At 61.7% G+C, this 14305-nt stretch carries 12 protein-coding genes; 4 read left to right on the plus strand and 8 right to left on the minus strand.

The annotated features are described in order from the left end of the window. On the plus strand, positions 1-623 hold a 623-nt coding region (gene zapE, locus MPJ51_RS02500), incomplete at its 5' end, for a cell division protein ZapE (protein WP_298381408.1). An 84-nt stretch (positions 624-707) separates the two neighbouring features. On the opposite strand, the gene MPJ51_RS02505 is transcribed toward zapE, so the two are convergent. From MPJ51_RS02505 to MPJ51_RS02520, 4 genes are read right to left on the minus strand one after another with little or no spacing between them, the layout of a single operon-like run. Continuing rightward, positions 708-1982, minus strand: a complete 1275-nt coding sequence (locus MPJ51_RS02505) for a folylpolyglutamate synthase/dihydrofolate synthase family protein (protein WP_298381409.1) — start codon at positions 1980-1982, stop codon at positions 708-710. Next, the gene (gene accD, locus MPJ51_RS02510; RefSeq protein WP_298381410.1) at positions 1979-2902 is read right to left on the minus strand and encodes an acetyl-CoA carboxylase, carboxyltransferase subunit beta; all 924 of its coding nucleotides are present in this window, start codon (positions 2900-2902) and stop codon (positions 1979-1981) included. Before accD ends, MPJ51_RS02505 begins: the two co-directional genes overlap by 4 nt. A 59-nt stretch (positions 2903-2961) precedes the next feature. Beyond that, positions 2962-3852 (minus strand): type II CAAX endopeptidase family protein, encoded by an 891-nt coding sequence (locus MPJ51_RS02515; protein WP_298381412.1) that lies wholly within the window; start codon positions 3850-3852, stop codon positions 2962-2964. After that, complete coding sequence (locus MPJ51_RS02520) at positions 3842-6931, minus strand: ABC transporter transmembrane domain-containing protein (RefSeq protein ID WP_298381413.1); 3090 nt, start codon at positions 6929-6931, stop codon at positions 3842-3844. Before MPJ51_RS02520 ends, MPJ51_RS02515 begins: the two co-directional genes overlap by 11 nt. Before the next feature lie 241 nt (positions 6932-7172). Here MPJ51_RS02520 and MPJ51_RS02525 point away from each other — a divergent pair, with 241 nt between their 5' ends. The 3 genes from MPJ51_RS02525 to MPJ51_RS02535 all read left to right on the plus strand — a co-directional run bounded on the left by MPJ51_RS02525 (position 7173) and on the right by MPJ51_RS02535 (position 9913). Then, complete coding sequence (locus MPJ51_RS02525) at positions 7173-7934, plus strand: DUF6478 family protein (protein ID WP_298381414.1); 762 nt, start codon at positions 7173-7175, stop codon at positions 7932-7934. Between the two features lie 3 nt (positions 7935-7937). After that, on the plus strand, positions 7938-8297 hold the full coding sequence (locus MPJ51_RS02530) for a hypothetical protein (RefSeq protein WP_298381415.1): 360 nt from the start codon (positions 7938-7940) through the stop codon (positions 8295-8297). Between the two features lie 89 nt (positions 8298-8386). Beyond that, positions 8387-9913 (plus strand): MFS transporter, encoded by a 1527-nt coding sequence (locus MPJ51_RS02535; RefSeq protein ID WP_298381416.1) that lies wholly within the window; start codon positions 8387-8389, stop codon positions 9911-9913. Between the two features lie 42 nt (positions 9914-9955). Here MPJ51_RS02535 and MPJ51_RS02540 read toward each other — a convergent pair whose 3' ends face one another. The 4 genes from MPJ51_RS02540 to nqrM all read right to left on the minus strand — a co-directional run bounded on the left by MPJ51_RS02540 (position 9956) and on the right by nqrM (position 14300). After that, positions 9956-11299 (minus strand): S41 family peptidase, encoded by a 1344-nt coding sequence (locus MPJ51_RS02540; RefSeq protein WP_298381417.1) that lies wholly within the window; start codon positions 11297-11299, stop codon positions 9956-9958. Between the two features lie 6 nt (positions 11300-11305). Beyond that, on the minus strand, positions 11306-12439 hold the full coding sequence (locus MPJ51_RS02545; protein WP_298381418.1) for a peptidase M23: 1134 nt from the start codon (positions 12437-12439) through the stop codon (positions 11306-11308). After that, positions 12436-13953, minus strand: coding sequence for a 2,3-bisphosphoglycerate-independent phosphoglycerate mutase (gene gpmI, locus MPJ51_RS02550; RefSeq protein WP_298381419.1), 1518 nt, complete (start codon positions 13951-13953; stop codon positions 12436-12438). The genes MPJ51_RS02545 and gpmI overlap by 4 nt, the downstream gene beginning before the upstream one ends. A 98-nt stretch (positions 13954-14051) precedes the next feature. Further along, complete coding sequence (nqrM, locus tag MPJ51_RS02555; RefSeq protein WP_298381420.1) at positions 14052-14300, minus strand: (Na+)-NQR maturation NqrM; 249 nt, start codon at positions 14298-14300, stop codon at positions 14052-14054. Between the last annotated feature and the right edge of the window lie 5 nt (positions 14301-14305).

A 14305-nucleotide genomic window follows, 5' to 3' on the forward strand; every position in this document is an offset into this window, starting at 1 on the left:
TGCTGCATGCGGGCGGGGTTGTGGTCATCACCACGTCGAACCGGCACCCGGATGATCTGTATAAGGATGGGCTGAACCGGCAGTTGTTCCTGCCGTTCATTCATCACATCAAGGAACAGCTGGAAGTGCGCGAGTTGATCTCGCCCACCGATTACCGGCAGAACCGGCTGGAAGGGTCCCCGGTCTATTTCAGCCCGATCGGACCCGAGGCCCGGGCGAATATCCGGGCGGTTTGGGATGATCTTTCCGGTGGGCCAGCCGAGCCTTTGGGGTTGAAGGTGAACGGGCGCGAGGTCGAGATACCGGCCTTTCGCAATGGTGTGGCGCGGGCTACGTTTTACGATCTGTGCGGACGGATGTTGGGGCCTGCGGACTATCTGGCGATTGCTGAGGCGGTCAAGGTGCTGGTGCTGGAAGACATTCCCCGTTTGTCGCGGAACAATTTCAACGAAGCCAAACGGTTCGTGACCCTGATCGACGCTTTGTACGAGGCACAGGTGCGGTTGATCTGCTCGGCTGCTGCCGAGCCCGAGATGCTGTATGTCGAGGGCGAAGGGACCTTCGAATTTGAACGTACCGCATCGCGGCTGCGGGAAATGCAAAGCCAAGGCTGGGGGGTGTGAGGTTTTTCGTCGAAAAACCTTAGGGGGGCGCTGCCCCCGCCGCCGTTGGCGGCTCCCCCGGGATATTTCTGGCCAGATGAAGGGTCAGCCGTTTTCGCGCAGGATGTTTCCGGCCAGGTAGAGAGAGCCGCAGATCAGGATGCGAGCATCCGGTGTTTCGGCGGTGATGGCTGTCAGAGCGTCTAATACGCTGACTGCAGTTGTGGCTGGCAAGTTCACCTTGGTCGCAGCGGCCGCGGTGTCCTCGGCGCTGAGCGTATTGGCCTCTCCGGGAATCGATACGGCGGTCAGGCTGCGGGCTTGGGAGGCCAATGGGGCCAGATAGCCGGTGACGTCCTTGGTGTTCAACATGCCGCAGATCATGTGGGTTGGCTTTTCCGGCAGTTTGGCCAGAACATCCGCCAAAGCGACACCGGCAGCGGCGTTGTGGCCGCCGTCCAGCCACAGTTCGGCCTGCGGGGCCTGATCCACCAGTGGGCCGGATTTCAGGCGCTGCATCCGGGCGGGCCATTCGGCTTTGGTGACCGCAGCCTCATAGGCGTCATCACCCAGTTCCAGATGGCGCAGGACAGCAAGGGCGGTGCCTGCATTCTGGATCTGGTGTGCGCCCAGCAGTTTGGGCAGCGGCAGGTCACGCAGGCCGGTTTCGTCCTGATAGACCAACCGTCCGTTTTCTTCATGCACATGCCAGTGCTGGCCGTGCACAAGCAGCGGTGCGCCCAGACGGGCGGCGGTGTATTCGATGACCTCGAGCGCTTCGTCCTGTTGCGGGCCGACGATGCAGGGCACGCCAGGCTTGATGATGCCGGCCTTTTCCGCCGCTATTTTACCCAGCGTGTTACCCAGGAACTGTTCGTGATCAATGGAGACCGGCGTGATCACGGTGACGGCGGGTTGTTCGATCACATTGGTGGCGTCGAGGCGGCCGCCCAAACCGACTTCAAGCAAGGTGAAATCGGCCTGTGACCGGGCAAAGGCCAGCAGGGCGGCGCAGGTGGTGATCTCGAAATAGGTGATGTTCTCGCCACCATTGGCGGCGTAGCATTCATCCAGCACGGCTGTCAGAGCAGGTTCCGAGATCAACTCTCCGGCCAGGCGAATGCGTTCGTGGAACCGGGCCAGATGCGGCGAGGTATAAGCGTGGGCGCGCAGCCCGGCCCCTTCGATCCCGGCGCGGATCATGGCCTGGGTCGAACCCTTGCCGTTGGTTCCGGCGATGTGGATCACCGGCGGCAGTTTGGTCTGTGGGTTATCCAACGCGGCCAGCAGGCGCCAGACACGATCCAGCGTCAGGTCGATGATCTTGGGGTGCAGCGCCATCATCCGGTCAAGGATGACGTCCGACGATGGCGAGGTCATGACTCGGCTGGTTCCTCGGCCGGGGCTTCTTCTTCAGCCTTGGGGGCTGGCAGATCACCTTTGATCGCCGGGGGCTGGTTCATGAGCATACGGGTGATGGTGATCAGTTCCTCGCGCATTTCGGTGCGCTTGGTCACACGGTCCAGCATGCCGTGATCCAGCAGATACTCAGCGCGCTGGAAACCTTCGGGCAGTTTCTCGCGGATGGTCTGTTCGATCACGCGGGGACCGGCAAAGCAGATCAGCGCGTTGGGCTCCGAGATATGCACGTCGCCCAGCATGGCATAAGACGCAGTCACGCCACCGGTGGTCGGGTGGGTCAGCACGACGATATAGGGCAGGTTCGCCTCTTTCAGCATCTCGACAGCCACGGTTGTGCGCGGCATCTGCATCAGGCTGAGGATACCTTCCTGCATGCGCGCGCCACCGGCGGCGGAAAACAGGATCAGCGGGCGTTTCAGTTTCACCGCCTCTTGCGCCGCGGCGATGATGGCGTTGCCGACATACATGCCCATCGACCCGCCCATGAACGAGAAATCCTGTGCGGCCGCCACGATGGGCGTACGCCCGATCTCACCCGTGACAACCAGCATCGCCTCTTTCTCGCCGGTCTTTTTCTGGGCGGCTTTCATCCGGTCGGGATATTTCTTCTGATCGCGGAATTGCAGCGGGTCGTCTTTGGGGGCGGGCACGTCCACCTCGGTGAAAATGCCGCCATCAAACAGATGATGGAACCGGTCCCGCGGAGTGATCGCCATGTGGTGGTCGCACTGGGTGCAGACATTCTGGTTTTCGGCCAGTTCGCGGTGGAACAGCATGGTTCCGCATTCGCCGCATTTGTGCCAAAGGTTTTCGGGCACTTCCCGGCGGGAGAAGATCGAGTTGATCCGGGGGCGGACGTAGTTTGTGATCCAGTTCATGTCGGAACCTTGCTGATGCGGCGTTGACGTCAAATAAGACGCTACGGCAGGAATTGCAATCAGCGCCTGAGCGCAAGCCGCACCGTCAGCCAGCCGATGATCATGAGGGCGAAATCCACATAGAGCCATTGCCGGACGATGCCGGTGTCCGACATGGTGTAGGGCAGATGGTACAGGGCCAGCCCGCTCAGGCTGTCGGGGACCGAGATCACCAGAAGCGCCGAGGCATTGTTGAAGAAATGCAGCGCAATAGCAGGGCCCAGCGTGCCGGAACGGGCGGTCAGGTCGGCGGTCAGCAGGCCAAAGATGCAAGCCCAAAGCGTGACAAGCACCGCGTTGTCCCCGGCCAGTGCCGGGGCGTAATGTCCAAGGGCAAACAGAACCGAAGGCACACCCATCCAGATCAGGGGTGACCGGAAACGGGCGGCCAGGCTTTGCTGGAAATAACCGCGAAACAGGATTTCCTCGGCACTGGTCTGAATCAGCACCGCAGTAAGGGACAGGGGCAGGAGCGGCAGCCAACTGGACCATGCCAGATTGGGTTGCAAGGCCGCGCCCATGCCATAAGGGGGCAAGGCCAGCAGCACTGCGCCCAGCAGCGTCAATGCCCCGAGTACGCGCCAGAACTGCCGGAACGTCGCGGACCGCTCACCAATGATCGAGCGCAGAGTTCTGTGTTGCAGATGCCGCGCGGCCAGTGCGACGCCCAATGTTGTAAAGGCAAAGCTGGACAGCACCACCAACAAGGAGACCGGGGTCGCGCCGATCAGAAACTCGGCCACCCATTGCGGCGGCCCAAGGCTGGCAACCACGATGAACAGCACGGCATTCATGGCCACGACCACTGCAGTGACCACAATCAGACCGGTCAGCAGGCGCCAGATTTCCGGGTATGGCCGGGCCTCGGCCACCAGATATTCGTGCGGGGCATAGGGGCGACTAACCGGCATTCTGCGCCTCGGCCCCCGGCACATCATCGCCAAGGGGTATGTTCGACTGACGCAGGCGCTCGGCGGTGAAGGTCAGGTATCCGGCGACGGTTTGCAGCAATTGCATGGCAACGGTGGCATCGCTTTCCACCACCGCGCGCAGCTCTTCCGCCCCCAGTCTGAGGAAGGTGCATTCCGTGTTGGCAATCAAATCCATCTGGCGCGGATCGCCGGTGATGACCGCCAGATCTCCGATCAAGCGACCGGGGCCGATTGTGGCGATGGTCCGTGTCTGCCCATCCTCGCCGGGCCAGTTCAGGCTGGCCTCGCCCGAGATGCACAGATAGGCTGCATCCGGGGTCTGCCCGCGGCTAAAGATGGTCTGGCCTGCCGCAACCTCATACCATTGCGCCGAAAACGCCAGCAGCCGCTGGTTGCGCCCATCCAGACGCGAGAACAGTTCCGTCGACGAGATGATCTTGAGCTTGCGGCTCAGGTCGTCCGGCGTGCTGTCTTCGGTGTCGATCCCGGTGCGTGACACGCCGTCGATGCGGCCATCCTTGATTTCGACGAACAGGTCATAGGCTTCGGGATGGGCGAAATGATCCTCCATGAAGATCATGATCGAATTGGGCAGCAACTCGCGCAGTTTCAGCCGTGTGCGCAGGCGGCTTTCGGAATCGTGGCTGGCCAGTGCCTTGTCGAGGATCAAGATGTCAGGCCGCTTGATCCCTGCCCGTGAAAAGGCGGCGCGTTCCTGAAACACGGTGGGCAGGTTGTTCCCGCCCAGACCCGAGGGCAGATCATAGATGATCGCAGCGGCGCGGCGGCGCAGACCGGCTTCGTTCAGTACTTCGGCGACCAGATCCTCGATCGCATCGGCCTGCGACCCGGCCATCTGCGAGATCCGGCCATAAAGCGCGTTTTCGAGAACCGTCAGACGCGGCAGGTAGAGATCAGGCTGCAAGGGGACAAACATCCCGTCCATTGCGGTGCGCAACTGCTCGGCCTGTTTTTGGCGGATCGACAGGATTTTGTCCTTGTATTCCTCGGGGAAGCTGGGGCCGATCTGTTCGGCGGTCAGCATGAAAGGAACCGTCAGCAGCAAGGCGCGGTCCGAATCACTCAGGGCGTCATCGCCACGGGTCTTGCGACGCTCCTGCAGGTCCAGCAGGCGGTGATACATGTCCTTCGACAGGCCCACCCGCAGGAACAGCGGGTGATCGACCCCGTCCCGGCCAAAGGTCTGATTCAGGCTTTCAAGCACCGCGTCCGAGATCGCCAGCGCATCGTCATCCAGCTGATGCGCGGTCAGCAGGGACAGGAAACGGCCATCACCTGCCAGCGCCTCGGGCGAGATGTCATGTGCGGGGGCCGAAAACAGCAGATTGCCCCCCAGCGGCACCGCCGGGTTGAAGGCGTCCGGGTCGAACCGGTAGACGCATTTATCCAGCCCCCGTTCCCGTAAACGGTCGGCGATTTTGTCACGCAGATTGACGATATCCTGTGCCAGCGCCGGATGCTGCACAGGATCAAATCGCGTGCGCAGGGTGCGGCGGAACATGAATTCGTCAATGCCCATAGCCTCGACCAGCTTGAACCACCAGTCGCGGATGTCCTCGATATCCTCCAGCCCTGCCAGACCGGGATCGATCCACTCATCACTGAGGGAATCGGGCGGGTTTCCGGCCCGCACCGCCTCAATCTCTCGACGTGAGGGCACGCGGGTCGCGTCGTCTTCGTGCTGCGGATGGGTGCGCAGCGGCATCAGCAGGTTGTCCCCCAGCGTCCCGTCAAACAGGTAAGGCCGGGAATAGGCATAGCCGATCCGCGCGGCGATCACCTTCTGATGCAGGCCGTTCAGATCGTGACCGGCCATGATGACCTCGCCCTGTGCAGGCAGCACCTCGCGCGTCAGCAACTGCGCCAGCGCGCTGCGTTCCGAGGCATGGGTGGACTGGATCGCCACCCGGGCACCCTGCGGGATGGTCAGGTCGATATCTTCAAGGATCGTCTTGCCATCGTTGTCACGCACGGTGACGTTGCGCAGCTCGACATCACCGGTCAGGCGCGGGATGGTTTCAGGCGTGCCCTCGAACAGCTTTTCGGGGATCATGTTCGAGGGGGCGAAGCGTTCGGTCACGACCTCCCACCGCAGGGACATGTCCTGCACCTGATTGTAATAGGTCAGCAGGTCCTTCCACGGGCCGCTCAGGTCCTTGTAGGCGCCGAGTGCTGCGACCAGAGCGCCCACCGTCACCTCACCCGTGATCGCCAGATAACCACCGACCGAGTAGAACAGGAACGGTGTCATCTGGGTGATCAGGTTGTTCAGGAACTTCATGAAGAATTTCTTGTTGTAGATCTTGAACCGGATCTCGAACAAGGTGCCCAGACGGTGGCTGAACTGTGCCAGACGATAGCGCCAGCCGCCATTGGTGCGCAGATCGCTGATGCCCGCAGCACTTTCGCCAATCTCGGAACTCAGGCGGCGGACCTCTTGGATGCGGTCCTTGTTCAGCAGGTTGATCTGGCGTTGCAGCTTGGGGATCAGCCAGGCCTGCAACGGGATCAGCGCGATACTGGCCAGCCCGAACCAGACGCTTTGCATGAACAGGAAAGTGACGATGGTCATCATCTGGCCGAACTGGAATACCGGCTGCGCGATGGCGTCGCCCATCAGCCCGCCCATCGGTTCGGCCTCGGAGGTGATCATCGACACAAGCTCACCCTGGCTGGTGGTGGCGAAATAGGATTTCGGAAACCGCATCGACCGGCTGATCAGCGTGAATCGCAGCCGGCGCAGCATGCGTTCGGCCAGAATGCCCTTCATCGTGTTGATGCGCATTTTCATCAGCCCGCTGGCGATGACGGTGGCCAGAAAGGCGAAACACAGGATCAGCAGGTATTGCACCTGAGTGACGGTCACGCCGAATACGGTGACCGAATCCGACGGCGCGCCGATCGCGTCATTGATAATCTGCTTGGGCAATTCCAGCGAGGCATAGAGAAACGGAAAGGACAGCACAGTCAGCACCAGCAGGACAAGCTGTTGCTTTTTCGAGTATTTCCAGATGAACGAAAATAGGGTCGGTTCCATGCCTGCCTTGTCTGTGATGAGGGATGCAGCCTTGGCGATCATGCCCCGCTGCCCAAGGGGCGAAGGTAGGCCGCGTGTGACACCTTTGCAAGAATACCGGCCCCGTATTCAAAGAGAATTCCCCTGAACACAACACCGTCGGCATTCACGTTTCCGGAATTTTCCACCCCTATTCTTGCAACACGGGTTTATCCCGCGCCCCTTCTTTGACTAAAGAGGGTCAATTACGGACGATGAGGATATGGGCGGAATTCTGGATCGCTATCTGAACCGCAAGGTTCTGGCGCGCTGGCAGCGGGCCGGTCAGCAAGCTGACAGTTCCTCTCTGTCCGAGCTGCGCCGCCAGCGCGACAACGCGCGGCAGTTGCGGGCGCAGCTGGACCGGTTGATCCAGCGCGCCGACGCGCGGTTGACGCGGCCCTTGATCGGATCGTCCCAGTTCCCCCGCCCGCTGGGCACGGACTGGTCGTGGCGCCCGGACCTGTGGCGCGGGCCGCTGGCGCGGCAGGGCCTCGCCTCGGCCCCGCGCAAGGCAGCGTTGGATGGGCAAGTAACCCTGTTTCACGATTGCGACCTGGCCGAGATTGTCCTGCGGCAGACCCGCAATCGTCGCGACAATGATCTGGCACCCTACAGCCTGATGGCCGAGGTGCTGGAGTTCAATGGCTCTTTCCTGTCGCTGTCCATCGAGTTGCCGTCTGACGGCGCGACCGGACTGACCGGCCAGCACCTGATGCGCATCGATACGGTGATCGAGGCGGAACGCCCTATTGCCGGGTTTGTCCGGCTCAACATCCAGCACGGTCCCAATACGGAACAGGTCCTGCGCGAACTGGACATGTCCACCGATGCAGTCTCGGTGGATTTCGATCTGGCGCATCTGGAATTGAACGAACGGCGGATTGAGAAGGTCTGGCTGGACGTGATTTTCAACAACCCCGCGATGAACCGGATCACCCTGCGTGATCTGACCTTTTGTCGCCACCACCGGGCGGATATGTAAGCCATGAGCGATATGACCCTGACACCGACCCGGTTCGAAAACGGCGTATGGGAAGGCTATCTGACCGGCATCGACGCCTCGCGTGTTGAAGTCCAGTATCTGGGTGAGGTCCTGCTGGACACGGAACTGACACCCGAGGGCGAGGGCTGGACCCTGCGCGTCCTGGTTCCGGTTTCAGCCCTGTCCGATGGTGTGCATTCCTTTGTCATCAGCGATGCTTCGACCCGCGCAAAGCTGGGGTCGTTCACGGTGATTGCGGGCGCACCCGCCGCAGAGGATCTGCGGGCCGAGGTCGATCTGCTGCGCGCTGAACTTGACATGCTGAAACGCGCATTTCGCAGGTTGCACAGCCCGGACGGGTGATCTGCAAACACGGGCTGACGCGCAAAAACCTATCTTTTTCACCTGCTTCCGTGTTTCAATAAGGCAACCGGGTCAAACGGGGCTGTGTCATGGATCGGACGAGTATCATCAAGGTCATCACCCTGATGGTGACGGCTTTTGGCATCGGCATCGATTTCACCGGCGCGCTGATGCTGGTCCCGGCCATCGAAAACAGCTTTGACGCCGATATCACCAGCTCCCAGTGGGTTTTGAACATCTATGCCCTGTTCTTTGCGATGACCATGGTCGCCGGGGGGCGTCTGGGTGACATGTACGGGCACCGCAGGGTGATGATCATCGGGCTGACGATTTTTCTGTTCTCGTCGGTGCTGTGCTTTGTCGCGCCGGGGCTGGATTACCTGATCGGCGCCCGTGCCCTGCAGGGGATAGGTGCGGGCTGTGTCTGGCCCTGCACGCTGGCCTTCGGAGCCACCAAAGTGTCAAAACCCGAACACCGTGCGCTGGTCATGGGGCTGATCCTTGCGGGCGTGACCACCGGCAATGTCTTCGGTCCGATGATCAGCGGCGCGGCGGTGAATTTCGGTGACTGGCGGTTGTTCTTTCTGGCCAATGTCGTGTTCTCCTGCATCTCGATGGCGACGGCCGTGTTGCTGATGGAGCGAGAGACCCAGCACAAACAGGGCGAACATATCGACTTTGCCGGGATGGGCATTCTGTCCTTTGCCGTTTTGCTGTTGCTCTACGGGCTGGATGTGGGCGCGGATTGGGGCTGGACCTCGGTCCCGTTGCTGCTGCTGTTCTTCGTCAGCGCGGTTCTGTTCATCCTGTTCCCCCGCGTAGAGAAGCGGGTGAAAGAACCACTGCTGCTGCCCCAGTTGATGCAGAACCGAGAGTTTCTGATCACCCTGGGCCTGAACATGTTCAACGTCTCGGCGGCTTTTGTCGGGCTGCTGTATTTCCCGCAATATATGCAAAAGGTGCTGGGCTGGTCGGTGCTGCAATCGGCGCTGGGTCTGGCGCCGCTGACGGTTCTGCTGGCGGTGGGCTCGATCGTGTCAGGCACACTGTATAATGATTTCGGCCCCAAACGGCTGCTGTTCTGGGGGTACCTCTGCGCCACCGTGGGCGCGGCGAGCATTGTGGTGATGCCCGCCGGGCTGGGCTATTTCCAGATCCTGCCCGGCATGGCGCTGATCGGGCTGGGCGCGACCCTGACGGTCGGGCCGTCCGGCACAGCGGCGGTCTGCGCGGTCAAACCGGAACGTGCCGGATTGGTTGGCGGGCTCAGCTTCATGACCCATCTGGTCTATGGCGCGATCTCGGTCGCGGGGGCGACGGCGGTCATGTATGTCACCAGCCTGTCCAGCCTGCGCAAACAGCTGGAGGCTGCCGGGATTTCCATGTCTGAGGCGGATCAAAAGGTGCTGAATGGCGGGACGCTGGCGACGGATTCGGCGCAGGCGATCCTGCGGCATCTGAACCCGGCTGAGGTGGAAAAGGTCAAGGCTGCCATTTCCACCGCTTTTGACAGCGGCATGAACATGGCCTTTGCCTTTGCGACCCTATCGGTCGCCGTGGGGATCGTGCTGGCGCTGATGCTGGATGAGCAGAAATTGCACAAGGTCGAAGGCTAAGATGCAAAAAAGGGCCGCGACACGCGCGGCCCTGTATTCCGGTTACTGCGACGGCCCGGTTGGATTAAAGGCCGACAGCCCTTTCAGGATGTCGATGGCATAGGCCAGTTGGTAATCCTGTTCGCGCAGTTCGGCGGTCTCTTCAGCCTTGGCGCGATCTTCCTCGATCTGGCGGATTTCATCCTCGCTGAGGCTGTCATTGTTCAGACTGCCGCGCAGATCGGCCTCGGACCGGGTGCGGGCGTTGGTTTCCTCTTCCTCCTCACCGGCAGGTTCGGGGCGGGGTTGTTCGACGATGATGTCCGGGCTGACGCCCAGCGCCTGAATCGAACGGCCCGACGGCGTGTAATAGCGCGAGGTCGTCAGGCGCATCGCCCCTTCACCGCGCAGCGGCATGACCGTCTGGACCGAGCCTTTGCCGAAGCTTTTGGTGCCCACAACGATGGCGCGGTGATGATCCTGCAGCGCACCGGCCACAATCTCGGATGCCGAGGCCGAGCCGCCATTGATCAGAACCACGATGGGTTTGCCCTCGGCCAGATCGCCGGGCGTTGCGTTGAAGCGTTCTCCATCCTGCGGGTCGCGACCCCGGGTCGAGACGATCTCACCCTCGTTCAGGAACGCGTCCGAGACCTTGATCGCCTGCGTCAGCAAACCGCCGGGATTGTTGCGCAGGTCCAGCACGATGCCGTTGACGTTTTCGATGCCGCCGGCCTCTTCGATCTGTTCCTCAAGCCCGTCTTCCAGATTGGGATAGGTCTGGTCGTTGAAGGTGGTGACGCGCAGCACCACGCTGGTGCCCTCGGTCCGGGCGCGCACGGCGGTCAGTTTGATGGTGTCGCGGATGATGGTGACGTCAAACGGCTCCTGCTCACCCTCGCGCACGACGGTGATCACGATTTCCGAGCCGACCGGGCCGCGCATCAGATCGACCGCCTTATCCAGCGTCAGGCCCAGAATACTTTCACCGTCCACATGGGTGATGAAATCTCCGGCCTCGATCCCGGCGGCATCGGCAGGGGTGTCGTCGATTGGCGAGACGACCTTGACGAAACCTTCTTCCTGCGTGACCTCGATCCCCAGCCCGCCAAACTCGCCCCTTGTCTGCACCCGCATCTGGGCGGCGTCATCGGGGGACAGATAGCTGGAATGCGGGTCCAGCGAGGTCAGCATGCCGTCAATTGCGGCCTCGATCAGGTCTTCGGAATCGACCTCTTCGACATATTGGGCGCGGATGCGTTCGAAGATATCGCCAAACAGGTCCAGCTGTTCATAGACGCTGGCCTTGCTTGCGGCCTCCTGCGCCAGCAGAGGGCCCGCGATCTGGGTTGTTGCAATCACGCCTGCCACGGTTCCGGCCACACCGGCCATCAGAAATCTTTTCATACTCGCCTATCCATTCCTATCCGTCTGGAACCACGTTGCCGGGTCCACGGGTGTGTTATCCTGTCTTACCTCTATATAGAGCGTTTCTGACCGATCAGTTCCAGTGCCATCACCGCTTGTTGACATAATCGCGCCGATTTGAGGCATTTCACCGGGCATCAGCCCGACCGGAGTGCCCTGTGGGATGACCTCTCCGGCCTCACCATAGACCTCTTGCAGGCCAGAGAACACGAAAAGCAGCCCGGGTTGGGGTTCCAAAATCACTAGATTCCCAAGGTCCAGCAGCGGGCCGCGATAGCGGATCGTCGCATCGGTGGGTGTCGTGACCAGCGCGCGGGGGCGTGTGCCCAGCACCAGACCGGGGCGGGTCACGCCTGCGGCATCGGTTTCCCCTGCGCCATGCAACAACACACCCTGAACCGGCAGAGCGATGCGGCCCTTGCGGTCGGCAACGCTGGCCTGTGATTCGATGACCTCTCCGGCGGTGATTTCGGACAGCCCGCTGGCGAACCCGTCCAGCGTTTCCGTCGAAGAGATCAGAATCGCCGTGCGCACCGGGTCCTCGACAAAGCGGCGCGGCAGATCGGTGCGGTCGGCGATGGCCTCGCTGAGCCTCGTGCGGGCATCCTGAACCCCGGCCAGCCCGTCGGTCAGGGTCTTGGCGGCGCTTTGTTGCAATTGGCGCAAGGTCTGCACCTCTTGCAGGTCATCGGCCAGCGCCTGGGCCCTTGCGTTGAGACCGGGGGTAACTTCGGACAGCATCATGCCGGTGCGCGCCGCGCCCAAGGGGCCGGAGGGGTGCAGCATCAAAACCGGCGGTGCGGTGGTTTCGATGGTTTGCAACACGCCCAGCAATTGCGCGATCTCCTGCTCGCGGGTGCGCAGTTCGGCGCTTAGCTGCGCCTCACGCAGGCTGGCCTTGCGCAACCCGTCGCGCATGGCGGTCAGACCGGCCTCGAAGGCCTGAATGGTTTCGGTCAGGGCACGCACCCGGTCACGGGCGCTGTTGGCCTCGGTCAGTGCGACCGAGGCTTGTTCCAGCATCTGCGCGGCCTCCAAAGCCGCCTGTGACGGATCGCTTTGGGCCTGCGCCGTGGCAGCCCAGAGCGCGGTCACGGTGGCAGCAAAAGCCCGCTTCATGTCAGCAAGCTCTCCCCGGTCATTTCGGGCGGTTTAGGCAGGTCCATCAACGCCAGAAGCGTCGGTGCCAGATCGGAAAGACGCCCGTCGCGCAGCCCGGCACCTTGCGGGCCGCCGACCAGAGCAACTGGCACCGGGTTCAGCGTATGCGCCGTATGCGGGCCGCCGGTTTCGGGATCGACCATCATTTCGCAATTGCCGTGATCGGCAGTGACGATCATCGCGCCGCCCGCCTTGTCCAGCGCAGCCACCACCTGCGCCAGACCCTGATCCACCGCCTCACACGCCTTGATGGCGGCTTGCAGGTCGCCGGTATGGCCGACCATATCGGGGTTGGCATAGTTGGTGACGATCAGGTCATAGCCGGCCTCAATCGCCTCGACAAACTTGGCCGTAACCTCGGCCGAGGACATCTCGGGCTGCAGATCATAGGTCGCCACCTTGGGCGATTTGGGCATGTAACGGTCTTCGCCCGGTTCGGGTGTTTCCTTGCCACCGTTCAGGAAGAAGGTGACATGAGGGTATTTCTCGGTCTCGGCCAGTCGGAACTGGCGCAAGCCCTGTTTGGCGACCCAGGCCCCCAGCGTGTTGACGATATCGCGTTTGGGAAAGACCGTGGTCATATAGGCATTGTGGCCGTCGGAATATTCAACCATGCCCAGCAGCGCCGACAGGTGCGGGCGGGGGCCGGTGTCGAAATCTTCGAACCCCGGCTCACCTATGGCGCGCAGAATCTCCCGGGCGCGGTCGGCGCGGAAGTTGAGGCAGAAGAGACCGTCGCCATCCTTCACACCCTCATACCCGCTGAGAACGGTGGGGGAGATGAATTCATCGGTTTCGGACTGGTTATAGGCGTGGTCGACGGCGGAATGGGCGGTCGTGACCATGCGCCCTTGCGCCTTGATCATCGCCTCATAGGCCTCGGCCACCCGTTCCCAGCGGTTGTCGCGATCCATTGCAAAGTAACGCCCGCAAACGGTGACGATCCGGGCATTTTCGGGCAGGCGGTCTTCCAGCTCGGCGATATAAGTAAAGGCGGATTTCGGGGCCACGTCACGGCCATCGGTGATGGCGTGCAGCATCACGGGCACGCCTGCATCTGTTATAGCCTTCGCGGCGGCGACGATGTGGTTCAGATGCCCATGCACACCGCCGTCCGAGACCAGCCCCATCAGATGCGCGGTGCCGCCTGCTGCTTTGACCTTGGCAATGAACTCCTGCAGCGCGCGGCTCTCGAAAAACGAGCCGTCTTCGATGGACAGATCAATCTGCCCCAGATCCATCGCCACCACCCGGCCTGCGCCGATATTGGTGTGGCCGACCTCGGAATTGCCCATCTGCCCGGTGGGCAGACCCACATCCGGCCCGTGAGTGATCAGTTTCGCATGCGGCCCCTTTGCCATGATCGCGTCAAAGGTCGGTGTATCGGCCAAATAAGGCGCGTTGGCGTCGGTGTCATCAGACAGGCCCCAGCCGTCGAGAATACATAGGACAACAGGCTTGGGCGCGGTCATTGGGGTCTCCGGGTTACTGCTCTGAGGCCACCTTCTACCCCCTGCCCGTCCGGGCGTGAACCGCCTTTATGCCCCTTGATGAGAATTCCCGAAGGGGGTCAGGCGGCCCCGGTATCCTGACGCTCCATCTGCGCCAGCATTTTCTTGGCGCGCTTGCATTGCAACTGGTCGCGCAGGGGGCTGTCAGGGTCGATATCCTTTTGACACACCAGGCATTTGTCCGCGCCCGAAATCGCGTTCAGACCACCGCAGCTGCCCTTGATCGTCTTGCCCATCAGCATCACGCCCAGGGACATGCCGACCATGATGATCAGCAGCAGAATGAATGCCAGAATAAAGGTGCTCATTTAGG

Origin of the sequence: Ruegeria sp. (assembly GCF_028066395.1) — a bacterium.
Classification (GTDB): Bacteria; Pseudomonadota; Alphaproteobacteria; order Rhodobacterales; family Rhodobacteraceae; genus Ruegeria.